The sequence below is a fragment of the Mycolicibacterium fallax genome, from assembly GCF_010726955.1.
Taxonomy (GTDB): Bacteria; Actinomycetota; Actinomycetes; order Mycobacteriales; family Mycobacteriaceae; genus Mycobacterium; species Mycobacterium fallax.
Genome location: NZ_AP022603.1, coordinates 1,962,484 through 1,987,025 on the forward strand (window position 1 = coordinate 1,962,484; position 24,542 = coordinate 1,987,025).

Sequence of the window (24,542 nt, forward strand, 5' to 3'; positions counted from 1 at the left end):
CGCGTCCGCACCCGATGGTCAAACCCGAGCGCCGCACCCGCGGCGACCTGATCGCTGCCGGGGTGATCGCCGTCGTCGTGATCCTGGTGGCCGGCGTGTTCTGGTGGACCAGCGATTCGCGGGCCACCGAGCAGCGGTCGGCCACCGAGCCGCTGCCGACCCCGGCCAAGGCCACCGAGGTGCCCACCGGGCTGCGTGAACTGTGGCAGGCCGCCAGCCCGGCCACCGCCCGGCCGGTGCTGGTCGGCAACGCCGTGATCAGCGGCGAGGGCGGCACCATGGCCGGCCGCGACCCGGTCAGCGGCGAGGTGCGCTGGAGCTACCGCCGGGACCGGCCGCTGTGCGGGGTCACCTACGTCTACCACTGGGCGGTCGGGGTGTACCCGGACTCGCGCGGCTGCGGGCAGGTGTCGGCGATCAAGGGCGCCACCGGCGGGCGCGGCCCGACCCGGACCTCCTACGCCGACAAGACGGTGACGCTGTCCTCCGACGGCAGCACCATCTTGTCCGCCGGCGACACCCGGCTGGAGCAGTGGCGCACCGACCTGGTCCGCACCATCGCGTTCGGCGAGGTCGACGCCCGCTACAAGCCCGGCCACATCGGCCTGGGCAAGGGCTGCCGGCTGCTGTCGGCGGCGGCCACCGCGTCGTCCACCGCGGTGCTGCAGGCCTGCCCGGACCAGGCTGACGTCAAGCTCACCCTGCTCAAGCCCGCCGACAACGACGACGAGCCGACCGTCCGCGACGTCCCGCAGCCCGGGGTCACCGCGGACTCCGGGGCCCGGGTGGTGGCGGTGTCCTCGTCGACGACGGCGGTCTACGTGCCGACGCCCAAGCCGAAGCTGTCGATCATCGACGAGAACGGCGAGGAGACCGCCGCGGTGCTGCTCAACGAGCCGCCGACGTCCCCGATCGGGCCGACGGCGACGTCGACGGCGGGCAGCGTGCTCACCTGGTGGACCGGCCGGACCGTGGTGGTACTGAGCACCGACACCATGCGCTACAAGTACTCGGTGGTGGCCGCCGGCACCGATGTGCCGCTGGGGCCGGCGACGATCATGGCCGACAAGCTGCTCATCCCGCTGACCGGCGGGATCGGCGTGTTCGACGTCAAGACCGGCATCAAGCAGCGGCTGATCCCGGTGGCGCGGCCCGCCTCGGTGACCGCGGTGACGCTGGCGGTCAGCGGGTCGACGATCATCGAGCAGCGCGGCGACCAGCTCGTCGGTCTGGGCGCCTGAACCCGCCGGGGCCCAAACCTGCGGGGTTGGCGGGTCGGTTCCCCGCCGAGCCTGGCCTAAACCTCCGGGGTGAACGTCGGCATGGCGGTCCCGGACTTCCAGTACCGCAGCAGCGACGCCGCCAGCTCCCGGTAGGCGATCGCACCCTTGTTCTTGCGGCCGGACAGCACCGTGGCGCCCGACGCGCTGGCCTCGGCGAACCGCACGGTGCGCGGGATCGGCGGCGCGAGCACCGGCAGCTGGTAGCGGTCGGCGACGTCGAGCAGCACGTCCCGGCTGTGGGTGGTCCGCGAGTCGTAGAGGGTGGGCAGCGCGCCCAGCAGGGTCAGGTCGGGGTTGGTGATCTGCTGCACGTCGGCGACGGTGCGCAGGAACTGCCCGACGCCCCGATGCGCCAGCGTCTCGCACTGCAGCGGCACGATCACCTCGCCCGCGGCGGTCAGCCCGTTGAGTGTCAGCACCCCCAGCGACGGCGGGCAGTCCAGGATCACCACGTCGAACCGGTCGGCGATCTTGGCCAGCGCCCGCTTCAGCGCGTACTCGCGCCCGGCGCGCATCAGCAGCATCGCCTCGGCGCCGGCCAGGTCGATGTTGGCCGGCAGCAGCATCATGCCCTCGGTGGTCTCGACCAGCGCCGCATCCGGCTCGACGTCACCGAGCAGCACCTCGTGCACCGACACCGGCAACTTGTCCGGGTCCTGGCCCAGCGAGAAGGTCAGGCAGCCCTGCGGATCCAGGTCGACCAGCAGCACCCGCTTACCCTCGGCGGTCAGCGCCGCGCCCAGCGACGCCACCGTCGTGGTCTTGGCCACGCCGCCCTTCTGATTGGCCACCGCCAGCACATGCGTCCCGCTCACGCGCACCATCCTGGCACGGCGACTTCCGGCCCGGCGGGAGCGACCCCACCGCGGCGCCGCGATCCGGCAGAATCGGTGAACGTGAGTGTGGGTAATCATCGGCCGGTCCTGTTGCGCCGCGGCCAGAACGGTGCCGCGCGGTGACCCCGGCGTTCGTCCTGACCGGCAAGGACGGCACCGTCGTCGGCGCCGGGGCGGCGGCCACCTACACCGACCCCGCCGACGCCGCGGAGGCGCTGCGCCGCGGATCGGTGCCGCTGGTGGCAGGCGCGCTGCCGTTCGACCCGGCCGCCCCGGCCGCGCTGACCGCCCCCGCCACCCTCGGCGACCGGCTGCCGGACTCCCCCGGCGCCGCGCTGCCCGGCGGCGCCGACGTCGTCGCCCACCCCGCCCCGGCCACCCACCGGGGCCGGGTCGCGGCCGCCATCGAACGGCTGCGGGCGCCCGGCCCGCTGGACAAGGTGGTGCTGGCCCGGGCGCTGACGCTGACCGCGCGCGACGGCGGGTGGGATCCGCTGACGGTGCTGCACCGGCTGCTGGCCGCCGACCCGGCCTGCTACGGCTACCTGGTCGACCTGTCCCCGGCCGGCGGGGGGTATCGGGGTGCCACGCTGGTCGGCGCCAGCCCGGAGCTGCTGGTGGCCCGGGCCGGCGACGTGGTCAGCTGCCATCCGTTCGCCGGGTCGGCGCCGCGCGACGCCGACCCGGAGGTGGACGCCGCCAACGGGGCCGCGCTGGCCGCCTCCGGCAAGAACCGGCACGAGCACGCGCTGGTGATCGACGCGATGCGCGAGGTGCTCTCCCCGCTGTGCAGTTCGCTGGAGATCGCCGACGGGCCGGAGCTGCACCGCACCGACGCGCTGTGGCATCTGGGCACCCCGATCACCGGGCGGCTGCGGTCGCCGGCGACGACGGCGCTGGACCTGGCGCTGGCGCTGCACCCCACCCCGGCCGTCGGCGGGGTGCCGACCGCCGCGGCCACCGAGGTGATCGCCGAGCTGGAGGGCGACCGCGGCTTCTACGCCGGGGCGGTCGGCTGGTGCGACGCCGCCGGCGACGGCCGCTGGGTGGTGTCCATCCGCTGCGCCCGAATCGCCGCCGGCGGCGGCACCGCGACCGTGCACAGCGGCGGCGGGATCGTCGCCGAATCCGATCCCGACGACGAGGTCGCCGAGACCACCGCAAAGTTCCGCACCATCCTGTCCGGACTGGGAGTCACACCATGACCGTCATCCGCCCCGCCCGCCCCACCGATGTGGCCGAGATCGTCGCGATGATCCGCGAGCTCGCCGAGTTCGAACGCGCGCTGGATCAGTGCACCGTCACCGAGGCCCAGCTGCACGCCGCGCTGTTCGGGCCCGAGCCGGTGGCCAGCGGGTTCGTCGTCGAGGTCGACGGCGCGGTGGCGGCCACCGCGGTGTGGTTCGTCAACTTCTCCACCTGGGACGGCGTCGGCGGCATCCATCTGGAGGACCTGTATGTACGCCCGGCGTACCGCCGCCGCGGACTGGCCCGCGCGTTGCTGGCCGAGCTGGCCCGGGTCTGCGTGGCCCGCGGCTACACCCGGCTGAGCTGGGCGGTGCTGAACTGGAACGTCGATGCCATCGCGCTGTACGACGCCGTCGGCGGGGTGCCGCAGCACGAATGGACCGGCTACCGGGTGTCCGGCGCCGAGCTGACGGCGCTGGCCGAAGAGGCCCGGCCCTAACCGGTCCGGTCCGCGGTCAGGTCTCGGTGGGCGGCGGGGCGGGCCGGCCGGCGTCGCCGGAGCGGGCCACCCAGTTCACCGCGGACGGGCTGAACAGCAGCACCAGCGCGGCCACCGCGGTCAGCGCGACCAGCGCCGCCCACAGCGGCTGGCCGTCGCCGCGGATGTACCAGGCCACGCCGAGCAGGATCAGGTTGGCGAACACCGCGATGCCGCGGCCCCACCGTCGTCCGGTGATCAGCGCCCAGCCCGCGGCCAGCACCCCGGCGCCCATGATCACGAACCAGCCGGCGGTGCCGTAGCCGAACCCGCCGGCCCCGGCCTGATCACCACGCACCACGTCGCTGTTGGTGCCGGTCAGCGCGTGCAGCAGGTAGATCGCGGCGACCAGCAGAGCCGCCGCGCCCTCGGCGGTGACCAGGTATCCGGCGTAGCGGACGGTGTTGGGCCGGTTCATCCGGCGAGCCGTTCGGCGAGGTAGCGCACCGCGAACTCGTAGCCCAGCGGGCCGGCGCCGGAGATCACCGTGTCGGCGACCGCGGAAACATAGGAGTGGTGCCGGAACGCCTCGCGGCGGGCGATGTTGGACAGGTGCACCTCGGCGACGGGCAGCTCGACGGCCGCCAGCGCGTCGGCGATCGCGACGGAGGTGTGGCTGTAGGCGGCCGGGTTGATGATGATGCCGGCGCAGTCGGCGCGGGCGGCCTGAATCGCGTCGACGAGCTCGCCCTCGTGGTTGCTCTGCACGGCGCGGATCTCCAGGCCGTGCTCGGCGGCCACCGCGCGGACCCGGTCGACGATCTCGGCGAGCGTGCCGGCGCCGTAGATCTCGGGTTGCCGGGTGCCGAGCAGGTTGAGGTTCGGTCCGTTGAGCAGAAGCAGGCGCCGTTCGGTCACGGGTGTACCGTACCGCCGGCCGGACCCGCGGCGCCCCCGCGCATCGCGCCGCGGTCAGCCTCGGCGTTGAGTAAGGTCGTTGCCCATGTCCCGGATCAGCCGCGCCGCCGCAACCGCGGGAAGCGCCCTGGCGACCGCCGCCGCCGGCGCACTGGCCGTCGTCGCGCTGGCCGGGCCCGCGTCGGTCCCGGCGCCGGCCTCCGCGACCGCGGCGATCCGGCTGGTCGACAACACCGGCGCGCTGACCCCGTTCGACACCGCCGACCCCAGCGTCGGCCGGCTCGACCCGGCGCTGCTGTCGGCGATCCAGCAGGCCGCGGCCGCCGCGGCCACCGAGGGTATCGCCATGACCGTCACCTCCGGCTGGCGGACACCGGAGTTCCAGCAGCAACTGCTCGACGACGCGATCGCGACCTACGGCAGTTACGCCGCGGCCCGCCAGTACGTGCAGACCCCCGAGCATTCCCGGCACGTCACCGGCCAGGCCGTCGACATCGGCGGCTACGGCGCGAACCAGTGGCTGATCGACAACGGCGCCCGGTTCGGGTTGTGCCGGATCTACGCCAACGAGATGTGGCACTTTGAGCTGGCCACCGATGCCGCGGGCCGGTGCCCGGCGCTGCTGCCCAACGCTGCCGCCTGACCCACCCTCGGCGGGTTAGGCTCTGGGATCGTGCGCGCCGTGCTGATCGTCAACCCCAACGCCACCTCCACCACCCCGGCGGGCCGCGACCTGCTCGCGCATGCGCTGGAGAGCCGGACGCGGCTGACCGTCGCCCACACCGGCCACCGTGGCCACGCCATCGAGATCGCCCAGCAGGCCGTCGAGGACAACATCGACGTGGTCATCGCGCACGGCGGCGACGGCACCGTCAACGAGGTGGTCAACGGCCTGCTCGGCAAGCCGGGCCGGCTGCCGCTGGGCCAGCTGCCCGCCGTCGCGGTGGTCCCGGGCGGCTCGGCCAACGTGTTCGCCCGCTCGCTGGGCATCCCGGCAGATCCCGTCGAGGCGACCAACCTGCTCGTCGACCTGATCGACGCGCACGTCGCCGCCGGCGGCGGGGACTGGCGCCGGGTCGGCCTCATGGACTGCGGGGAGCGCTGGGGGGTGTTCACCGCCGGGATGGGCGTGGACGGCGAGATCGTCGCGGCCGTCGAGGCGCACCGCAAGGACCGCCAGAAGGGGGTCAGCGCGGGCCGCTACATCCGCGTCGCGGTGCCCGCCCTGCTGCGCAGCACCCGTCGGGAACCGCAGTTGACCCTGCATTTGCCGGACCGCGAGCCGATCAGCGGCGTGCACTTCGCGTTCGTGTCCAACTCCAGCCCGTGGACGTTTGCCAACGCCCGGCCGATCTACACCAACCCGGACTGCCGGTTCGAGACCGGGCTGGGAGTGTTCGCGACGACCAGCATGAGCGCGTGGCGCAATCTGTGGCTGGCCAGGCGGATGTGGTCGAAGCGGGCGGACATCAAGGGCCCGCACCTGATTCGCGACGACGACGTCGCCTCGGTGAAGATCACCGCCGCCACCCCGATCGCCGCCCAGATCGACGGTGATTACATCGGCGAACGCGAATCCATGACCTTCGTCTCGGTGCCCCGGGCCCTGAGTGTGGTGGCACCGCCGCCGCAGCCGACCGACCAGCGCTGATGTTCGCGCTGCCGTAGATTTCAGGCGCAGCTGGGTTGATATTAGCCCAGTCAACCAGCCACGCCGGTCACCCCCCGGCCTAGTGACATCCCCCACTTGTTAACTGAGTCCTATTGACATCTGTTCATGCTCTGGAACGATCAGATGCAACGGCGCGGAAACATTTAGCTGCGCGAGTTAACAGCAACACTAATTGGCGGGCATATCCGCACGCCCAGATAGGAGTTAAGGCCATGGATTGGCGGCATAAGGCAGTCTGTCGTGACGAGGATCCGGAACTGTTCTTCCCGGTGGGGAACAGCGGGCCGGCGCTCGCCCAGATCGCCGACGCGAAGCTGGTCTGCAACCGCTGCCCGGTGACCACCGAGTGCCTGACCTGGGCGCTGGAGTCCGGCCAGGACGCCGGGGTGTGGGGCGGCATGAGCGAGGACGAGCGTCGCGCGCTCAAGCGTCGCAATGCCCGCACCAAGGCGCGCACCGGCGTGTAGCGAACTCCCCATTCCACCGCGATGGCCTCGGCAATTTGCCGGGGCCATCGTTTTTGTTTGCCGCTATTGACCCAATCGGGCGCGCCGGCCCAGCGGAACGCTCAGCAGCACGTCGGTGCCGCCCTCGGCGACCTCGCGCACGCTCAGCGTGCCGCCGAGCTCGGCGGAGACCAGGGTCTGCACGATCTGCAGCCCGAGCCGGTCGGACTTCTCCAGGCTGAACCCGTCCGGGATGCCGCGGCCGTCGTCGCGGACCACCACGTCCAGCGAGCGCGCCGAGCGCTCGGAACGGATGGTGACGGTGCCGACCCGGTCGTCGGGGCCGTAGGCGTGCTCGATGGCGTTCTGCACCAGTTCGGTGATCACCATCACCAGCGCGGTCGCCCGGTCCGCGTCGAGCACCCCGAGGGAGCCCTCCCGGTTGATCCGGATCGGCCGGTCGACGGAGGCCACGTCGTTCATCATCGGCAGGATCCGGTCGACGACGTCATCAAGGTTGACCTCCTCGTCGACCGACATCGACAGCGCCTCATGCACCTGGGCGATAGAGGCGACCCGGCGCACCGATTCCATCAGCGCCTCGCGGCCCTCGGCGTTGTTGGTGCGACGGGCCTGCAACCGCAGCAGCGCGGCGACGGTCTGCAGGTTGTTCTTCACCCGGTGGTGAATCTCCCGGATGGTGGCGTCCTTGCTCAGCAGCGCCCGGTCGCGACGCTTGATCTCGGTGACGTCGCGGATCAGCACCGCCGCTCCGACCGCCGCGCCGTGCAGCACCAGCGGCATGGTCCGCAGCAGCACGGTGGCCCCGCCGGCATCGACCTCCATCCGCATGCTCGCCCCGCCGGAGATCGAATCGCGGATGTGCGCGGCCAACTCCTGGGCCTCGAACGGGTCGGAGATCACCGGCCGGGTGATGGCCAGCAGGTTCTGCCCCTCCAACTCCAGCGCCAGCCCCATCCGGTGAAACGCCGACAGCGCGTTGGGGCTGGCGAACTCGATGTTGCCGTCGACGTCGAGGCGGAGGAAGCCGTCGCCCACCCGCGGCGAGGACCGCGACATGGACAGGTCCCCGACGTTGGGGAAGGTGCCCTCCGAGAGCATGTCGATCAGGTCGTCGGCGCAAGCCAGGTAGGCCCGCTCCAGCGGAGAGGAGACCCGGCGGGCGGCCAGCGCGGTGCGATGGGTCAGCACGGCGACGACGGCGTCGTCGTAGCGGACCGGGACCGCCTGGACGTCCAGGCCGGTGCGGCCGGCGTCGGCGCCGTCGGGCTCGCGCACGATGGCGCCGGTCGCGAAGGCCTCGCTGACCAGCGGCAGCTCCGCGGCGGTGGCGACCGAGCCGACCGCATCGCTGAGCAGCACGGTGGAGGCGGTGTTGGGCCGGACCTGCGCGACGCACACCAGCGGGCCGTCGTCGCGGCGCACCCACATCAGGTAGTCGGCGAAGGACAGGTCGGCCAGGATCTGCCACTCCCCGACCAGGGTGTGCAGGTGATCGACCGCGCTGCCCGGCAGGACGGTGTGCTCGGCGAGCAGGTCACCGAGGGTGGACACCGCTAGTCGATGACGGCGATGAGGTGACCGGCCTGAATCTGGTCACCCGCGGCGACGTGCACCGCCGTCACCGTGCCGGCGACCTCGGCGAGCACCGGGATCTCCATCTTCATCGACTCCAGCAGCACCAGGGTGTCGCCGGTATTGACCGGGTCGCCCTCGCGGACCAGCACTTCAAGCACGGTTGCCACGATCTCGGCGAGCACGTCCTCGGCCATCGTCACCTCACTCCTCATACATCGCACGACGTCGCATCTATGGAACCACAGGCACCGGGATTTCCGGGCGGTGGCAGGCACATGAGACAATGGGCGACGACGTCCCCCGGCTGTTTTCCGAAACCGCGCCGGAGGCGGACCGCACCCAGCGACCAACCTATGGAGGTTCACCATGGCCAAGCGTGGCCGTAAGAAGCGCGACCGCAAGCACAGCAAGGCCAACCACGGCAAGCGCCCCAACTGCGGGTCGAAGTCCGTCTAGAGCTCTACCGGGGCCGATGTCCCCGCAAATCCGCCCGAGCGCAGTGCGCCCGGGCGGATTTTTTGTGCTCCGGTCCGGCCGGTCAGGCGGCCAGCTCCGCCGCGGGGTCGGCGGCAGCGGGGTCGGCCGCGCCGCGGTTGGCGCCGCCGTTGTCGAACAGCCTGCCCTCATCTGCCGCGGCCGCCTGCAGCTGCGGGATGGTCAGCTCGCCCCACTCGTCGACCCGGCCGGTCGGGTTGCCCAGCCAGGGCACCACACCCGGGTCGGGGCTGACCCCCAGGTGGTGGGCCTGCACGGCCGGCAGGTGGTACTGGAAGAAGTTGACGGCCACGTCGATGATCACCACCGGAAGGAACAGCGGGCTGCGATCGAGCAGCGCGGCGGCGTTGATCATCGGGTAGGCCGCCTCCTGGTCGCCGATCATCACGATGTTGCCGTAGTGCGGCTTGTTGCTGCCGCCGGGCATGATCCGCATGATCGGTCCGAGCCCGGGCACGTCGGAGGAGAAGTAGGCGGCGGCGTCGCCGTAGGTCAGCACGTTGACGAAGTTGGAGTCGGCGCCGTTGTTGTTGCCGGGGTTGACGGTGTTGAGTCCCGGGCCCTCGAACCCGATGCCGCCCAGGCCGGTGTTCTGCGCGACGTACTGGGCCTCCCAGGCGCCCAGCGAGTGCCCGGTGACGAAGATGTCCTCGTCGGCGTAGCCCTGCTTGTGCGCCTCCGCCTGGACCTGCTGGGCGAAGTCCAGCGAGTCGTGGAACGCCCACGGGGTGGTGCGGGTGGCGATCACCTGCACGTCGGCGAGGATCTGGGTCACCGCGATCACCGGGTTCACCAGCAGGTTGGTCCCGCCGGTGGTGCCCGAGTAGGCGATGATGACCTGCCCCTCCGGGGTCACCCACGCCGTGCCGGACATGCCCGAGAGGGTGTTGGTGGACTGCATCTGCTGCCCGTCGACCACGAACGGCTTCAGGTCGCCGGGCTGGCCGCCCAGCACGTACTTGGCGCTCGAGGCGTTCAGGAACTGCGCGACGGTGGGGGTCTTGGTGGTGCAGGTGTTGTGCTCGGAGCAGGTGTAGCCCAGCGACGTGGTGGTGGGCTGCTCGGCCGGGGTCCGGCTCAGCCCGAGGAGGTCCTCCACCTCGCGGAACACCGCGAAGATGGCCTGGTCGATCGGGCTCCAGTCAAACGGGCTGCGCGGGCCGTTCTCGGACACCGTGAGGTCCAGGACCTGCAGCACGGTGTTGATCAGCCGGGCCGGGGCCTGGGCCAGTTTCGCGATCTTCGACAGCGGCTGCGGCTCCGGGATGTCCTCGACGGCGGGGTCGGGGGCCACGGCCGGGTCCGGCACCACGGCCAGCGCCGGGCGGGGCGAGTCCACGACCTGCGGGCGGTCCAGCACCTCGCGCAGCGGGCGGGGCACCAGCTCAAGCAGCGGGCGCGGGCCGGCCTGCCGGTCGGCGGCGAGCTCCCGCGGCTCGGACAGGTTGGAAAGACGCGGCGCGTCCGCGGCCAGTTCCCGCGGCAGTGCGGCCAGCTCGCGGGGCAGCGCCGCCAGCTCCCGCGGCAGGGCCGCCAGCTCGCGCGGCAGGTCGGCTGCCTCCGAGACCAGCCGCAGCAGCCTGCCCTGCGCCGGTCCGGTCAGCGGCCGGTCCGGGTTCTCGGTCGGTGCCGCGCCGTCGGCAGCAGCGCCGTCGGTAACAGCGCCGCCGGCAGCCGGCTCGTCGGTACCGGGCCGGGGCACCAACGCCGCGGCGACCCGGTCCAGCGGCCCCGTGACGGCGGCGACCAGATCGGTGACGGCCGGCGGCCGGAACGCCACACCGGGCCGGTCCGAGGATTGCCCGGCGGCGGTGGGCTTGGCCTCGGCCGGATCGGCCTGCACCCGCGCCCGGATCTGCTTCAAGCGCGACAGCGGATCGCGCGGCCGGTTGTCCTCGCGCGAGCCGAATCTGCTCGAGGTGGTGGACTTCCGTTCGGAGCGGTCGCGCCGCGGCGCCGTCGACCCGGGCGCCGTCCGCTCAGCTGTCGTATCCTCAGACGACGCCTCGCGCGCCGACGAGCCGGGTGCCGTCGACCCGGACCCCATCGAACCGGACTTGCTGTCCGGTCCGTCTGAGCGGTCCTGGGTCGCCGCGGGCCGGGCCGGCCCACCGCCGTCGCCGGCGGCGTCATCGGCCCAGGCGACCGGGGACGCGCCGGTCAGCGCGATCCCCACCCCCAGGGCCACCGCCACCAATCCGTACCGACCGGACGTGCGCCAACCACCATGCTGCATGGGTTCCCCGTGCTTTCTCCTCGTCGATCCCACGGACCGACAAGGAGGTCGTCGATCGATGGACCGACAAGGAGACTGCCACCGATCGTTGGCGCCCCGGTGGCAAATGGCGCAAACTCACCGCGGCCGCCCGATGGCGGTGAGACTCAGAACAGGCCGGTTTCCCGCACGATGGTGGTGCGGCTGATCTCAATGCGCAGCCGGGCCCGCAGCGTCTCGGGCGCCTTCTCCCCCGCGCACTTGACCGCGATGAGCTTCTTGACCCGTTCCTCCACGCCGTACTGGCGCAGGCAGGCCGGGCATTCGTCGAGGTGGTGCCGCAGCTTCTCCCGGGTTTCCGGGGTGGTCTCGCCGTCGAGCAGCATCCACACCTCGGCCATCACCGTCGAGCAGTCCTGGTGGTCGGGATCGATCGGGCCGATCGGCACCTGGCAGCCGCGCTCCAGTTCGTTGTCATCGGTCACGATGACACCTCCTCGGCCGCGGCGGCCGGTTGGCCGCGCAGGAATCCCCGGTCCTTGGCGACGTCGGCGAGCAGTTCACGCAGTTGACGACGGCCCCGGTGCAGCCGGGACATCACCGTCCCGATCGGCGTATCCATGATCTCGGCGATCTCCTTGTACGGGAAACCTTCGACGTCGGCGTAGTACACCGCCATCCGGAATTCTTCGGGCAGCTGCTGCAGCGCCTCTTTGATCTCGCTGTCGGGCAGCGCTTCGAGGGCCTCGACCTCCGCCGAGCGCAGCCCGGTCGAGGTGTGCCCGGCGGTCGCCGCGAGCTGCCAGTCGGTGATCTCGTCGGTGGGGTATTCGGCCGGCTGCCGCTGCTTCTTGCGGTAGCCGTTGATGTAGGTGTTGGTCATGATCCGGTACAGCCAGGCCTTGAGATTGGTGCCGGCGCGGAAGGACCGGAACCCGGCGAAGGCCTTGACCATGGTTTCCTGCACCAGGTCCTCGGCGTCGGCGGGATTGCGGGTCATCCGCAGCGCGGCGCCGTAGAGCTGGTCGACCAGCGGGATCGCGTCGTTTTCGAATCGGGCGGTGAGCTGCTCGTCGGTCTCCTCGACCGGCTCGGCATCCACCGCCCGCTCGTCGGTTGTGGCCTCGTCCTCGGTTTCGCTCATCCTGGTTGACCTTAGACCGTCGCCGCCGCGGTGGCCTGCCCGCGAGCCCGGACCGGCCAGTACCCGGGTGCTCGGACCCGCGGCGGGCAGCGAAACCGGGGTCGCCGACGAGGCCCGGACCCGTTCCGGGGCGCGGGTCCGGTCCATGCACAGCGCGGCCACCGCATCCCCTTTCCACCGGTCTGCGCCCGTTGCGGTCTGCACCGGGTCTGCCTGAACAACGAGTTTTGTCGGCCGAGTATTTCCGGCGACGTCTACCCTCGACCCGTGGCGAAGGCGGCGACCCCGGCGATCGCGGCGCTGGTGGCCGCCGGCGCCGACCACCAAGTTCTGCAGTATCACCACGATCCCCGCAGTCACGACTTCGGCGCTGAGGCCGTCGCGGCCCTGACCGGCGCGCAGCTGGTGGCCGGGCAGATCCTCAAGACGCTGGTGCTGGCGCTGCCCGCCGGGCTGGCGGTGGCGGTGCTGCCGGTGCCGGCGAAGTTGTCGCTGAAGGCGGCCGCCGCCGCGCTGGGGGTGCCGAAGGTCGCGATGGCCGACCCGGCCGACGCGCAGCGCTCCTCCGGGTACGTGCTGGGCGGCATCTCGCCGCTGGGCCAGCGCCGCCGACTGCCGACGGTGCTCGACCGCGGCGCGCTGGACTTCGATCGGGTGCTGGTCAGCGCGGGCAAGCGGGGCCTGTCGCTGGCGGTGGCGCCGCAGGATCTGGTGCTGCTGACCGATGCGGTGGTGGCCGACCTCTGCGCGCAATAGAGTCGAGGCCATGTCCTCGAGTGCAGCTCCCCTGGCCGGCAAGACCCTGTTCATCTCCGGCGCGAGCCGCGGCATCGGCCTGGCGATCGCCAAGAAGGTCGCCGCCGACGGCGCCAACATCGCCCTGGTCGCCAAGACCGCCGAACCACATCCCAAGCTCGACGGCACCGTCTACACCGCCGCCCGCGAGATCGAGCAGGCCGGCGGGCAGGCGCTGCCGATCGTCGGCGACATCCGCGACGGCGATTCGGTGGCCGCGGCGGTCGCGGCGGCCGTCGAACAGTTCGGCGGCATCGACATCTGCGTGAACAACGCCTCGGCGATCAACCTCGGCTCCATCGAGGAGGTCGGGCTCAAACGCTTCGACCTGATGAACGGCATCCAGGTGCGCGGCACCTACGCCGTCGCGCAGGCCTGCATCCCGCACATGAAGGGCCGGGAGAATCCGCACATTCTGACCCTGTCGCCGCCGATCCGGCTGGAGCCCAAGTGGCTCAAGCCGACCCCGTACATGATGGCGAAGTACGGGATGACGTTGTGCGCGTTGGGTATTGCCGAGGAGATGCGTCAGCACGGGATCGCCTCCAACACGCTGTGGCCGCGGACCATGGTGGCCACCGCCGCGGTGCAGAACCTGCTCGGCGGCGACGAGGCGATGGCCCGGTCCCGCAAGCCGGAGGTGTACTCCGATGCGGCCTACGCGGTGCTGACCCGGCCGTCGAGCTACACCGGTAACTCGCTGCTGTGCGAGGACGTGCTGCTGGACTCCGGCGTCACCGACCTGTCGGTCTACGACTGTGTGCCCGGCTCGGATCTCGGGGTGGACCTGTGGGTGGACACGGTGAACCCGCCCGGTTACACCGCGCCGTGAGCCTGTGGTCGCGGGGCCGGTATCAGGCGGTCGGCACCCGGATCGCCGGGATCGCCGCGGCCACCGTCGCCGCGGCGGGCCCGCTGGCCGGACGCCACGTCGTCGACCTGGCCTGCGGGACCGGGAACGCCGCGCTGGCCGCGGCCGACGCCGGCGCCCGGGTGACGGCGGTGGACCTGACCCCGGAGCTGATCGCGCTGGGGGCCGAGGCCGCCGGCGCGCGGCCGATCGACTGGGTGGTCGCCGACGCCGCCGACACCGGCCTGCCCGCCGCGAGTTTCGACGCCGCGGTGTCCAACATGGGCATCATCTTCGTCGACCCGCGGCGCCAGCTCGACGAGATCGCCCGACTGCTCAAACCCGGCGGGACGCTAGCGTTTTCGGCGTGGGTGCGCACCGGGTCCAGCCCGCTGCAGGACCCGGTCGCCGCGGTGTTCGGGCCGCCGCCGGACATCGGGTTCAGCCCCGAGCAGTGGGGCGACCCCGAGATCGTCGCCGCCCGGCTCGGCCGGCGGTTCACCGACCTGGCGCTCACCGCCGGGGTGCACCGCTGGGAATTCGACTCGCTCGCCGCGGCAATGCACTTCATCACCGCCGAGTCCCCGATGCACGTCGCGGCGTTCGAGCGCGCCGACGCCGAGCAGCGCGCCCGGCTGTCCGCCGGGTTCGAGGCGGCGCTGCGCGCGCACGCCGACCCGGCCGGCGCGGTGTCCTTCGATTCGCCGTACCTGGTGATCAGCGCCGCCCGGGCGGCAACTGTCTGACCGGGTGCAGGATGCCGCGGGCGATGCCCTGGCGGATCTCCGGCAGCGCGGCGTCGGCCAGCGCCTCGGCGTCGACGCCGTGGTGGGTGGCCAGCAGCTCCAGCAGGGCGCCCAGCGGCACCTCGCCGCGGCAGCCGGCCAGCAGCGCGGTGAACACCTCGTCGACACCCAGTGCCGCGCCGGGACCGCCGGGGCGGCGCACCACCGCCGAAATCTGCTGCCAGCCCTGCGGTCCGGGCAGCGCGTGGCGCTCCAGCAGCACCGGCGCGGTGGACAGCCGGGTGGCCAGCAACTCGTCGTCGGTGTGCTCGTGCAGGTAGTCCATTCGGGCGAAGAACGCGGCCACCTCGGCCCCGGTGAGGGCGTCGTCGGGGCCGGTGAGTTCCTCGCACACCCGTCGCGGCGCCCTCGTATGGGCGGCGGCGCGCACCGTGATGGTGCCCATCCCGATCCCGGTGATGCCCTGCTCGTCGAACCAGTCCAGCCAGGCGCCGCCCCGGCGGGCGGTCTCGGCGGGGGTTTCCCCGGCGTCGGCGGTCCACAGCGCGACGTAGCTCAGCGGGTCGGCCAGCTCGCGCTGCACCACCCAGGCGTCCAAAGGCGTTGCCGCCAGCCAGCCGTCGACCCGGCCGCGCCAGTCCGCGCCGTCGCGGACCACCCAGTTGGCCATGATCTGCGCGACGCCGCCGGGCGCCAGGTGATCGGCGACCTGCTCGATCAGGCTGCGGCACAACCCGTCTCCGGCGATGCCGGAGTCGCGGTAGATGTAGTCGCGGCCCCCGGCGCCGACCACGAACGGCGGGTTGGACACGATCAGGTCGAAGCGGTCCCCGGCAACCGGCTCGAACAGGCTGCCCGCCCGCAGCTCCCAGCTCAGGCCGTTGATCCGGGCGGTGGCCGCCGCCAGCGCGAGCGCGCGGTCGTTGGTGTCGGTGGCGACGATGTGCTCGGCGTGTCCGGACAGGTGCAGCGCCTGGATGCCGCAGCCGGTGCCCAGGTCCAGCGCGGTGCGCACCGGTTCGCGGATCACCGCCCGCGCCAAGGACATCGAGGCGCCACCGACGCCGAGGACGTGATCGCGGCGGACCGGGCCGTCGCGCATTCCGGCGTCCAGGTCGGCGATGACCAGGAAGTCCGGTGTGGCGCCGGGCTGCGGCCGGATGTCCAGGGCGGCGGCGACGCCGCCGTCGGGCCGGGTCTCCAGCACCCCGGCCGCCAGCAGCGCGGGCAATCCGGCCGCCGGGAAGGCGTCCTCGACGCGGCCGGCGGGTTCGGCCGCGCCGAGGGTGAACAGTCGCACGATGGTGGCCAGCGGGGTGTCCGCGGCGGCGGTGGCGCGCAGGGCGGGCCAGCGCAGGCCCCGGCCGAGCGCGGCGCGGACCGGTTCGCCGAGCAGATCGGTGACGGCCTGCACGCCGTAGCCGGCGGCGCGCAGGTCCGCGCCCAGCGCGTCGACGACCGTCAGATCCGACAGCGGTTGGGGATTCAAAACAGTTCCGCCTGTTCGGGTTTCGGTTCGGCTGGGGCGATCAGCTCCGGGCCGTTGTTGCGGGCGCTGTTGACCAGGGTGGACACCTCGCGGATGGCGATGCGGTCGAGGTCGCCGTGGCCGCGCAGCAGCCCGGGGTCCAGTGGCGCGTCGGGGTCCAGCCAGCGGTCGGCGTCGGCGGCGCTGATCGACAGCGGCATCCGGTCGTGGATGCCGGCCAGCGGCCCGGCGGAGTCGGTGGTGATGATGGTGGTGCTCAGCAGCGCGGGCCGGGCCGGCTCGCCGCCGCGCCACACCGACCACAGCCCGGCCATCAGCAGCGGTTGCCCGTCGTCGGCGTAGAGGTAGAACGGGGTCTTGGCGCCCTTCTCCCCGCGCCACTCGTACCAGCCGTCCATCGGGATCAGGCAGCGTTTGTGCGCGGCGGAGGTCCGGAACGCCGGCGAGTCGGCCAGCGTCTCGGCGCGGGCGTTGATCAGCAGCGGGCCACCGGCGGCCGGGGTGCCGTCGGCGCGCGGTTTGGTCCACGAGGTCACCAGGCCCCAGCGCATCAGCCGCAGCCGCCGGATCGGCTCGGAGTCCGGGTCGTCGCGGTCACGCCGGGACACCAGGGTGCAGATGCCGGTGGTGGGGGCGACGTTGTAGTTCGGGCCCGGGCCGGCGGCCGCCGGCGCGTCTTCGGGCTGCGGCGGGACCTCGTTGACCGCATCGAGCCGCCGGGCCAGCAGCGCCGGGTCGGTCGTCACCGCGAACCGTCCGCACACGTTTGGTTCCTCTCCGCCGCCCCGTCCACCCGATGCCGGCGCCGGCCGCTCGTCCGCCGGACCAGCGGTTCGACGGGGCCCGCGGCGCCGTCGCACCGGCCCGCGACCGGCGCCATTTTATCCCGGTTGCCCACCCCGGGGCGGCCGCGGCGCCCGCCGGCGGTGGGGAGGTGGCCCCGCGGGAGCGGCGGACTTGGCAGGATGGGGGCATGTCCGAGCTCCCGCTGTGGCCCGCCCCGAGCGCCTCGACGCCGGTGCGCGCCACGGTGGCCGTCCCCGGATCGAAGTCGCTGACCAACCGCACCCTGGTGCTCTCCGCGGTGGCCGCCGCCCGCGGCGCCGGCGCCTCCACCATCACCGGGGCGCTGCGCAGCCGCGACACCGACCTGATGATCGGGGCGCTGCGGACCCTCGGGCTGTCCGTCGAGGGCGCCGGCACCGAGCTGACCGTCGCCGGCGCGCTGGCCGCCGAGGTCACCGGGCCGGTGGACTGCGGGCTGGCCGGCACCGTGCTGCGCTTCGTGCCGCCGCTGGCGGCCCTGGGCACCGCCCGGGTGATCTTCGACGGCGACGAGCAGGCCCGGTCCCGCCCGATCGCCCCGCTGCTGGGCGCGCTGCGCTCACTCGGAGTGGCGCTCGACGGAGACCGGCTGCCGTTCACCGTGACCGGCACCGCCGAGGTGCCCGGCGGCGCCGTGGCGATCGACGCGTCGGCGTCCTCGCAGTTCGTCTCCGGGCTGCTGCTGTCGGCGGCGGCGTTCACCGGGGGTGTCACGGTGCGGCACTGCCCCGGACCCGGCGGCGCGGCGGTCCCGTCGGCCCCGCACATCGCCATGACCATCGACATGCTGCGCCAGGCCGGGGTTCTCGTCGACGACGGCGAGCCCAACGTGTGGCGGGTGCACCCCGGCCCGGTCGCCGCGCGGCACTGGATCGTCGAACCCGACCTGTCCAACGCGGTCCCGTTCATCGCCGCCGCGCTGGTCACCGGCGGCCGGGTGCGGATCCGGAACTGGCCGACCCCGAGCCTGCAGCCCGCCGGCGCCATCTTCGACCTGCTGGCCAAGCTGGACGCCCGAATCACCCCGGCCGATGCCCACCTGGAGGTCAGCGGCCCGGAACGCTACGGCGGGTTCGACGCCGACCTGTCCGACATCGGTGAGCTCGCCCCGGCCGCGGCGGCGCTGGCCGCCCTGGCCACCGACGGATCGGTGTCCCGGCTGACCGGTATCGCGCACCTGCGCGGCCATGAGACCGACCGGCTGGCGGCGCTGAGCACCGAGATCAACGCCCTGGGCGGGGACTGCCGGGAGATCCCCGACGGCCTGGTCATCACCGCGGGCCCGCTGCACGGCGGCACCTGGCACTCCTACGCCGATCACCGGATGGCGACCGCGGGCGCGATCATCGGCCTGCGGACCCCCGGGGTGCGGATCGAGGACATCGCCACCACCGCCAAGACGCTGCCCGATTTCCCCGGCATGTGGACGGCCATGCTGGCGGGCCGGGACTAGAGCACCCCGGTGGCCAGGCGCGAGTACGACGAGTCCGACGTCCGGATCCGCCCCGGCAAGGGCAGCCGCCCGCGCACCAAGACCCGGCCCGAGCACGCCGACGCCGAGCCGGCGATGGTGGTCACCGTGGACCGCGGCCGGTGGGGCTGCGTGCTCGGCGGCGACCCGGACCGGCCGGTCACCACCATGCGGGCCCGCGAGCTGGGCCGCACCCCGATCGTCGTCGGCGACGGCGTCGACGTGGTCGGTGACCTGTCCGGCCGCCCGGACACCCTGGCCCGGATCGTCCGGCGGGCGCCGCGGCGAACGGTGTTGCGCCGCACCGCCGATGACACCGATCCGACCGAGCGGGTGGTGGTCGCCAACGCCGATCAGCTGGTCATCGTGGTCGCGCTGGCCGATCCGCCGCCGCGCACCGGGTTCGTCGAGCGGGCCCTGATCGCCGCCTACGCCGGCGGCCTGTCACCGATCCTTTGCCTGACCAAATCCGATCTGGCCCAACCCGATTCGTTCGCCGCCCACTTCACCGACCTGGACCTGCGGATCGTCACCGCCGGACGCGGCGACGACATCGGCGAGCTGAGCGAGCTGCTGACCGGGAAACTGACCGTGCTGCTGGGGCATTCCGGGGTGGGCAAGTCGACGCTGGTGAACCGGCTGGTGCCCGACGCCGGCCGGGCGATCGGCACGGTGTCCGGGGTCGGCAAGGGCCGGCACACCTCCACCCAGTCGGTGGCGCTGGCGCTGCCCGGCGGCGGCTGGGTGATCGACACCCCCGGGGTGCGGTCGTTCGGCCTGGCGCACATCAGCCCCGACGACGTGCTGTTGGCCTTCTCGGATCTGGCCGCGGCGATCGAGGACTGCCCGCGCGGCTGCGGCCACCTGGGACCGCCGACCGACCCGGAGTGCGCGCTGGACGAGCTGACCGGGCCTGCGGTACGACGGGTGGCCGCCGCCCGGGTGCTGCTGGCGCTGCTGCGCGACGGGGAGGCCGCCGAGCCGGGCCGCTGACACCGGCCGGGGCGTTGACACCGGCCGGGGCGGGCAGCAGGCTGGCCCGATGGGAACCGTGACGAACATCGAACTGAACGACGGCCACACCATCCCCGCGCTGGGCTTCGGGGTCTTTCAGGTGCCGCCCGCGCAGACCGCGGCGACCGTCCGGGCCGCGCTGGAGGCCGGCTACCGGCACATCGACACCGCGCAGATGTACGCCAACGAGCACGGGGTGGGCGAGGGTATCCGCGATTCCGGGCTGGACCGCGCGCAGGTGTTCGTCACCACCAAGCTCAACAACGGCAAGCACCTGCCCGAGGACGCCCGGCGGGCGTTTGACGCCAGCCTGGCCGCCCTTGGGATGGACTACGTCGACCTGTTTCTGATCCACTGGCCGCTGCCGGGGCTCTACGACGGTGATTTCGTCTCCACCTGGAAGACCCTGGAGGAGTTCCGCGACCAGGGCCGGGCCCGCAGCATCGGGGTGTCGAACTTCCAGGTCGGGCACCTGCGGCGGCTGGCCGCCGAGACCGCCACCGTGCCGGCGGTCAATCAGATTGAGGTGCACCCGCATTGGGGCAACAACGAGGTGCGCCGCTACGGCGCCGAGCACGGCATCGCCACCGAGGCGTGGTCGCCGATCGCGCAGGGCCGGGTGCTCGACGACCCGGTGATCACCGGGATCGCCGACGGCCTGGGCAAGTCGGCGGCCCAGGTGGTGCTGCGCTGGCACATCCAGAACCACAACATCGTGTTCCCGAAAACCATGTCACCGCAACGGATGCGGGAAAACTTCGCGATCTTCGACTTCGTCCTGGACGACGCCGCGATGGCCGCGATCGACGGGCTGGACCGGGGCACCGCGGGCCGGATCGGCCCGGACCCCGACGAGTTCAACTGGATCCCCGAGTAGGCCGGGCCATCCCGGCAGCCGGCAGGGTGGCGCCGTAGGGCAGCACCTCGGATTCGGCGTACACCGGGGGTGCGGGTCTTCGGCCCGTCACGACGGAGGTTTGCGCCCCGACCCGGTGCCGGGCAACGGCTCGGCTCAGGCCGCTACCGGCCCGTCCTGGCCGGACCGCGGGGCCCCGGCGTCGGGGACCGGGGTGGGGGTCTTCGCGGCCCGCTTGCGGGCGCGACGACGCTCCTGCCGGGCCACCCGGGCCGCGGTGATGGCGCTCTTGAGCCCGCGCCTGCCATACGGGGACGGCCCCTCGGCCTCGACAACGAGGCCGGCGAACATCAGCTCACTGCGGGTCTCCGGGGCGTCGTCGGCGGTGTCGCGGAGGAACTTGTCCGGCACCGACAGCTTGGCGATCGTCCGCCAGGTCTTGGCGTACTGCACCAGGAACGGCCCGGTGGTGTAGGGCAGGTCGTAGCGCTCGCAGATCTGCTGCACCCGCAGCGACACCTCATAGAGCCGGTTGCTGGGCAGGTCCGGATACAGGTGATGCTCGATCTGGTGGCACAGGTTGCCACTCATGAACCGCAGCGCCGGCCCGTTCTCGAAGTTGGCGCTGCCCAGCATCTGGCGCAGGTACCACTGCCCCTTCGACTCGCCGACCATGTCGGTCTTGGTGAACTTCTCCGCGCCGTCGGGGAAGTGACCGCAGAAGATCACCGCGTTGGACCAGATGTTGCGGATGATGTTCGCCACCGCGTTCGCGCTCGCGGTGGATCGGTAGGTCGCCGCCGGCGACAGCGAGGTCAGCGCCGGGAACATCACGTAATCCTTGAAGATCTGCCGGCCGGCCTTGCTGGTGAACTCGCCGAGCCGGACCAGGGTGGCCTGGCGGTCGTCGCGGTCCTTGAAGATCTTGCCGAGCTCCAGGTGCTGCAACGCCACCCCCCACTCGAACAGCACGCTGAGCATGGCGTTGTAGACCACGTTGAACACGTGGTTGGGCTTCCATCGCTCGTCCCGGGTGACCCGCAGCAGGCCGTAGCCCACGTCGTCGTCCATCCCGAGGATGTTGGTGTACTTGTGGTGCATGAAGTTGTGGGTGAACCGCCAGTGCTTGGACGCCCCGGCCATGTCCCACTCCCAGCTGGAGGAGTGAATCTCGGGATCGTTCATCCAATCCCACTGGCCGTGCATGACGTTGTGGCCGATCTCCATGTTCTCGATGATCTTGGCCGTCGCCAGGGTCGCCGTCCCGGCCCACCACGCCTTGCGCTTGGAGCTGGCCGCCAGGATCAGCCGGCCGGCCACCTCCAGCGCGCGCTGGGCGGCGATGGTGCGGCGGATGTAGCGGGCGTCGCGTTCACCGAGCGACTCTTCGATATCCCGGCGGATCTCGTCGAGTTCCGCACCGAGATTCTCGATGTCGGCGGCGGTGAGATGCGCGAACTCCGGCACGTCGGTAATCGCCATGCACGGTCTCCTTTCCGTTACCTACGTCAGGGTAACCTACGGAACCGTAAGTTACCTAGCAGTAAAGATTTAGGCGTTCACCACGCAGTCGCCCGACGGCGAGGAGACGCAGGTCTGGATCCGGGTGCCCGGATCGTGTTCCACCCCGGTGCGCAGGTCCCGGACATGCCCGTCGACCAGCTCCACCACGCAGGACTGGCAGATGCCCATCCGGCAGCCGAACGGCATCAGCTCACCGACCCCCTCGCCGGCCTCCAGCACCGACGTCGCCGCATCCGCGGCCACGGTCTTGCCGCTGCGGGCGAAGGTGATGGTGCCGCCGGCGCCGTGCGGGGCGGCCCGGGACACCGCGAACCGTTCCAGATGCAGCCGGTCGGCGATCCCGGCACGGGTCCACACCCGCTCGGCGTCGGCCAGCATGGCCTCGGGCCCGCAGGCCCAGACCTGACGCTCCCGCCAGTCCGGCACCTCGTCGTCGAGGCGATCCAGGTTCAGCCGACCGTCCGAGCGGGTGGCCCGCACCCGCAGCCGGTAGCCCGGGTGCTCGCGCTGCAGGGCGGCCAGCTCGTCGGCGAACAGCACGTCCGGGGCGGTCGGCGCGGAATGCACGTGCACGATGTCGGTGATCTGGTCGTGGCGCACCAGGGTGCGCAGCATCGACATCACCGGGGTGACGCCGGAGCCGGCCGTCACGAACAGCACCTTCTCCGGCGCCGGGTCGGGCATCACGAAGTTGCCCTGCGGGTCGGCCAGCCGGACGACGGTGCCCGCGGCGATGCCGTCCACCAGGTGCGAGGACAGAAAGCCCTCCGGCATCGCCTTGACGGTGATCGAGATGGTGCGGTCGCGCCGGTCCCCGGCGACCACCGGGGCCGAGGTCAGCGAATAGGACCGCCAGCGCCACCGGCCGTCCATCAACACGCCGATCCCGACGTACTGGCCGGGCTGGTAGTCGAAGCTGAAGCCCCAGCCCGGGCGGACCACCAGGGTCGCCGAGTCGGCGGTCTCGCGGTGCACCGACACCACCCGGCCGCGCAGCTCCCGCGCCGACCACAGCGGGTTCACCAGGTGCAGGTAGTCATCGGGCAGCAGCGGCGTGGTCATCCGCTCCACCACGCCGCGCACCGAATGCCAGATCGGGTGCCGGTCGGCGCCGGCCACCGTCGGCCGGATGGTGTCGACCACCTTGGCGTTGGTCTTGGTGTAGTTCTTGGCCATCGTTGCCCCTGCTCGCCCCGAGGTCGGAAGTCTGGAGTTCCGGGCCGGCCGTAGATCCGCCGCACCCGGTGTCTAACCTACGGTACCGTAAGTTACGGTTCCGTAGCCAGCCCGCTCCACAGATTCACAGGAACTCCAGCAGGAACGGCAACTCCTGGGTGGCGTACCAGGCCAGGTCGTGGTCCAGCGCGTCACCGACCACCAACTCGGCGTCCTCATCGCCGAGATCGGCCTCGTCGATCACCCGGATCGCCGCGCGCACCGCGGGCTCCGCCGCGGCGTTGTCGACGAATCCCGCGGCCACCCGATCCAGGGTCACCGGACCGGCCAACCGCACCACCGCATCGTCGAGATCCGGTCGCGCCGTGGCGTTGTCGACGTCGGCGACCAGCACCACCCGGCGCGGCCGGACCGGCGAATCGGCGTCCCCGCCGTCGGGCAGCTCGGCGGCCAGCAGCCGGATCGAGGCCAGCGCCGCCTCGCGCAGCGCCACCTCGGCCAGCTCGTCCTCGTCGCCGGCGGCGTAGGCCTCCCGCAGCGTCGGGGTGACCGCGAACGCGGTGCCGTTGACCACGCTCAGCTCCGCATCCGCGACCAGGGCCGCCACCATCGGCAGCGTCGCCGGAAGATAGACCCGCATCGGCGCGCTAGGACCGATCACCGAGCAGGCTGGCGACGTGGTCGGGCACAAACGTCGACAGGTCCCGGGACGGGCGGACATAGCTGCCCGCGGGCCGGTGCTTGGGCAGTTCCACCACCGGCCGTTCCACGTCGTGGTAGTCGATGCTGGACAGCAGGTGCGCCATCATGTTGAGCCGGGCGTGCTTCTTGACGTCGGATTCGACGACGTACCACGGGCTGGACTTGGTGTCGGTGTGCACCATCATCTCGTCCTTGGCCCGCGAGTAATCCTCCCACCGGTACAGCGACTCCAGGTCCATCGGCGAGAGCTTCCACTGCCGCACCGGGTCGTTGAGCCGGGCCCGGAACCGCCGCAGCTGCTCGGCGTCGGACACCGAGAACCAGTACTTGCGCAGGATGATCCCGTCGTCCTGGAGCATGTTCTCGAAGATCGGGGTCTGCCGCAGGAACAGCGTGTGCTCCTGCGGCGTGCAGAATCCCATCACCTTCTCCACCCCGGCCCGGTTGTACCAGGACCGGTCGAACAGCACGATCTCGCCCTTGGTGGGCAGGTGCTGGACGTAGCGCTGGAAGTACCACTCGCCCTTCTGCCGCTCGGTGGGCGCCGGCAGCGCCGCGATCCGCGCGGCCCGGGGGCTCAGGTACTCGGTGATCCGCTTGATGGTGCCGCCCTTGCCCGCGGCGTCGCGGCCCTCGAAAAGCACCACGATGCGCGCACCGGTGGCCTTCGCCCATTCCTGCATCCGAACGAACTCGGTTTGCAGCCGGAACAATTCGGCCTCGTAGACGTCGCCGGTCAGCTTCGGCGCCGACTTCGCCTTCTTGTCGGAACCGTTCTTCTTCGACTTACCGGCCGCACCGTTGGACTTTGGCATTGGGG

Annotated in this window: 27 protein-coding genes; 13 read left to right on the top strand and 14 right to left on the bottom strand. The window is 72.1% G+C overall.

The genetic code is table 11. The features are described from left to right. Nucleotides 1-14 precede the first annotated feature (14 nt). Nucleotides 15-1,241 carry an Rv3212 family protein gene (locus G6N10_RS09285; RefSeq protein ID WP_085095153.1) on the top strand — a complete coding sequence of 409 codons (1,227 nt, stop codon included), beginning with the start codon at nt 15-17 and terminating at the stop codon, nt 1,239-1,241. Nucleotides 1,242-1,297: 56 nt separating this feature from the next. Here the strand turns inward: G6N10_RS09285 and G6N10_RS09290 are convergent, their stop codons facing one another. Continuing rightward, nucleotides 1,298-2,098, bottom strand: coding sequence for a ParA family protein (locus G6N10_RS09290; protein ID WP_179962826.1), 801 nt, complete (start codon nt 2,096-2,098; stop codon nt 1,298-1,300). A 140-nt stretch (nt 2,099-2,238) separates the two neighbouring features. Here G6N10_RS09290 and G6N10_RS09295 point away from each other — a divergent pair, with 140 nt between their 5' ends. Continuing rightward, entirely contained in the window at nt 2,239-3,324 is a 1,086-nt protein-coding gene (locus tag G6N10_RS09295) for an isochorismate synthase (protein WP_085095157.1), read from the top strand. Continuing rightward, complete coding sequence (locus G6N10_RS09300) at nt 3,321-3,806, top strand: GNAT family N-acetyltransferase (protein WP_085095159.1); 486 nt, start codon at nt 3,321-3,323, stop codon at nt 3,804-3,806. The genes G6N10_RS09295 and G6N10_RS09300 overlap by 4 nt, the downstream gene beginning before the upstream one ends. A 16-nt stretch (nt 3,807-3,822) precedes the next feature. On the opposite strand, the gene G6N10_RS09305 is transcribed toward G6N10_RS09300, so the two are convergent. After that, nucleotides 3,823-4,263: a hypothetical protein gene (locus G6N10_RS09305; RefSeq protein WP_085095161.1), complete on the bottom strand. Its 441-nt coding sequence runs from the start codon at nt 4,261-4,263 to the stop codon at nt 3,823-3,825. Further along, entirely contained in the window at nt 4,260-4,703 is a 444-nt protein-coding gene (gene aroQ / locus G6N10_RS09310) for a type II 3-dehydroquinate dehydratase (protein WP_085095163.1), read from the bottom strand. Before aroQ ends, G6N10_RS09305 begins: the two co-directional genes overlap by 4 nt. Before the next feature lie 85 nt (nt 4,704-4,788). Between aroQ and G6N10_RS09315 the strand changes: the two genes are divergently transcribed. The 3 genes from G6N10_RS09315 to whiB1 all read left to right on the top strand — a co-directional run bounded on the left by G6N10_RS09315 (nt 4,789) and on the right by whiB1 (nt 6,842). Continuing rightward, the gene (locus G6N10_RS09315; RefSeq protein ID WP_085095165.1) at nt 4,789-5,346 is read left to right on the top strand and encodes a M15 family metallopeptidase; all 558 of its coding nucleotides are present in this window, start codon (nt 4,789-4,791) and stop codon (nt 5,344-5,346) included. A gap of 30 nt (nt 5,347-5,376) precedes the next feature. Next, nucleotides 5,377-6,354 carry a diacylglycerol/lipid kinase family protein gene (locus tag G6N10_RS09320; RefSeq protein WP_085095167.1) on the top strand — a complete coding sequence of 326 codons (978 nt, stop codon included), beginning with the start codon at nt 5,377-5,379 and terminating at the stop codon, nt 6,352-6,354. 233 nt (nt 6,355-6,587) lie between these two features. After that, entirely contained in the window at nt 6,588-6,842 is a 255-nt protein-coding gene (gene whiB1 / locus G6N10_RS09325; protein ID WP_059165613.1) for a transcriptional regulator WhiB1, read from the top strand. Between the two features lie 63 nt (nt 6,843-6,905). Here the strand turns inward: whiB1 and G6N10_RS09330 are convergent, their stop codons facing one another. Together G6N10_RS09330 and G6N10_RS09335 are read right to left on the bottom strand one after the other, a co-directional pair. After that, nucleotides 6,906-8,396, bottom strand: coding sequence for a two-component system sensor histidine kinase PdtaS (locus G6N10_RS09330; RefSeq protein WP_085095169.1), 1,491 nt, complete (start codon nt 8,394-8,396; stop codon nt 6,906-6,908). A 2-nt stretch (nt 8,397-8,398) separates the two neighbouring features. Beyond that, on the bottom strand, nt 8,399-8,614 hold the full coding sequence (locus tag G6N10_RS09335) for a biotin/lipoyl-binding carrier protein (protein WP_085095171.1): 216 nt from the start codon (nt 8,612-8,614) through the stop codon (nt 8,399-8,401). A 172-nt stretch (nt 8,615-8,786) separates the two neighbouring features. Between G6N10_RS09335 and G6N10_RS20725 the strand changes: the two genes are divergently transcribed. Then, the gene (locus tag G6N10_RS20725) at nt 8,787-8,876 is read left to right on the top strand and encodes a 50S ribosomal protein bL37 (protein ID WP_109519535.1); all 90 of its coding nucleotides are present in this window, start codon (nt 8,787-8,789) and stop codon (nt 8,874-8,876) included. A gap of 82 nt (nt 8,877-8,958) precedes the next feature. Here the strand turns inward: G6N10_RS20725 and G6N10_RS09340 are convergent, their stop codons facing one another. The 3 genes from G6N10_RS09340 to G6N10_RS09350 form a co-directional block, all read right to left on the bottom strand. Further along, nucleotides 8,959-11,103 carry an alpha/beta hydrolase family protein gene (locus tag G6N10_RS09340; protein WP_163742354.1) on the bottom strand — a complete coding sequence of 715 codons (2,145 nt, stop codon included), beginning with the start codon at nt 11,101-11,103 and terminating at the stop codon, nt 8,959-8,961. 194 nt (nt 11,104-11,297) lie between these two features. Next, nucleotides 11,298-11,615: a mycothiol system anti-sigma-R factor gene (rsrA, locus tag G6N10_RS09345; RefSeq protein WP_085095175.1), complete on the bottom strand. Its 318-nt coding sequence runs from the start codon at nt 11,613-11,615 to the stop codon at nt 11,298-11,300. After that, nucleotides 11,612-12,274: a sigma-70 family RNA polymerase sigma factor gene (locus G6N10_RS09350; RefSeq protein WP_085095177.1), complete on the bottom strand. Its 663-nt coding sequence runs from the start codon at nt 12,272-12,274 to the stop codon at nt 11,612-11,614. Before G6N10_RS09350 ends, rsrA begins: the two co-directional genes overlap by 4 nt. A gap of 267 nt (nt 12,275-12,541) precedes the next feature. On the opposite strand from G6N10_RS09350, the gene G6N10_RS09355 reads away from it, so the two are divergent. From G6N10_RS09355 to G6N10_RS09365, 3 genes are read left to right on the top strand one after another with little or no spacing between them, the layout of a single operon-like run. Then, complete coding sequence (locus G6N10_RS09355) at nt 12,542-13,030, top strand: YbaK/EbsC family protein (RefSeq protein ID WP_085095179.1); 489 nt, start codon at nt 12,542-12,544, stop codon at nt 13,028-13,030. A gap of 10 nt (nt 13,031-13,040) precedes the next feature. Continuing rightward, nucleotides 13,041-13,901, top strand: coding sequence for an SDR family oxidoreductase (locus G6N10_RS09360; protein ID WP_085095181.1), 861 nt, complete (start codon nt 13,041-13,043; stop codon nt 13,899-13,901). Further along, the gene (locus G6N10_RS09365; RefSeq protein ID WP_085095183.1) at nt 13,898-14,665 is read left to right on the top strand and encodes a class I SAM-dependent methyltransferase; all 768 of its coding nucleotides are present in this window, start codon (nt 13,898-13,900) and stop codon (nt 14,663-14,665) included. Before G6N10_RS09360 ends, G6N10_RS09365 begins: the two co-directional genes overlap by 4 nt. On the opposite strand, the gene G6N10_RS09370 is transcribed toward G6N10_RS09365, so the two are convergent. Together G6N10_RS09370 and G6N10_RS09375 are read right to left on the bottom strand one after the other, a co-directional pair. Next, nucleotides 14,637-16,154: a DUF7782 domain-containing protein gene (locus G6N10_RS09370; protein WP_085095185.1), complete on the bottom strand. Its 1,518-nt coding sequence runs from the start codon at nt 16,152-16,154 to the stop codon at nt 14,637-14,639. The genes G6N10_RS09365 and G6N10_RS09370 overlap by 29 nt on opposite strands. After that, nucleotides 16,151-16,918, bottom strand: a complete 768-nt coding sequence (locus G6N10_RS09375) for an SOS response-associated peptidase (protein ID WP_179962827.1) — start codon at nt 16,916-16,918, stop codon at nt 16,151-16,153. The genes G6N10_RS09370 and G6N10_RS09375 overlap by 4 nt, the downstream gene beginning before the upstream one ends. A 209-nt stretch (nt 16,919-17,127) precedes the next feature. On the opposite strand from G6N10_RS09375, the gene aroA reads away from it, so the two are divergent. The 3 genes from aroA to G6N10_RS09390 are packed head-to-tail and all read left to right on the top strand — an operon-like array spanning nt 17,128 to nt 20,341. Next, nucleotides 17,128-18,432: a 3-phosphoshikimate 1-carboxyvinyltransferase gene (gene aroA / locus G6N10_RS09380; protein WP_085095187.1), complete on the top strand. Its 1,305-nt coding sequence runs from the start codon at nt 17,128-17,130 to the stop codon at nt 18,430-18,432. Nucleotides 18,433-18,441: 9 nt separating this feature from the next. Then, complete coding sequence (rsgA, locus tag G6N10_RS09385) at nt 18,442-19,443, top strand: ribosome small subunit-dependent GTPase A (protein WP_085095189.1); 1,002 nt, start codon at nt 18,442-18,444, stop codon at nt 19,441-19,443. 49 nt (nt 19,444-19,492) lie between these two features. Beyond that, complete coding sequence (locus G6N10_RS09390) at nt 19,493-20,341, top strand: aldo/keto reductase (RefSeq protein WP_085095191.1); 849 nt, start codon at nt 19,493-19,495, stop codon at nt 20,339-20,341. A gap of 135 nt (nt 20,342-20,476) precedes the next feature. On the opposite strand, the gene G6N10_RS09395 is transcribed toward G6N10_RS09390, so the two are convergent. From G6N10_RS09395 to ppk2, 4 genes are all read right to left on the bottom strand, one after another. Beyond that, the gene (locus G6N10_RS09395; RefSeq protein ID WP_085095193.1) at nt 20,477-21,802 is read right to left on the bottom strand and encodes a fatty acid desaturase family protein; all 1,326 of its coding nucleotides are present in this window, start codon (nt 21,800-21,802) and stop codon (nt 20,477-20,479) included. A gap of 69 nt (nt 21,803-21,871) precedes the next feature. Beyond that, nucleotides 21,872-23,020, bottom strand: a complete 1,149-nt coding sequence (locus tag G6N10_RS09400) for a ferredoxin reductase (protein ID WP_085095195.1) — start codon at nt 23,018-23,020, stop codon at nt 21,872-21,874. Nucleotides 23,021-23,144: 124 nt separating this feature from the next. After that, entirely contained in the window at nt 23,145-23,660 is a 516-nt protein-coding gene (locus tag G6N10_RS09405) for a DUF6912 family protein (RefSeq protein ID WP_085095197.1), read from the bottom strand. Nucleotides 23,661-23,667: 7 nt separating this feature from the next. After that, nucleotides 23,668-24,537 (bottom strand): polyphosphate kinase 2, encoded by an 870-nt coding sequence (ppk2, locus tag G6N10_RS09410; RefSeq protein WP_085095199.1) that lies wholly within the window; start codon nt 24,535-24,537, stop codon nt 23,668-23,670. Between the last annotated feature and the right edge of the window lie 5 nt (nt 24,538-24,542).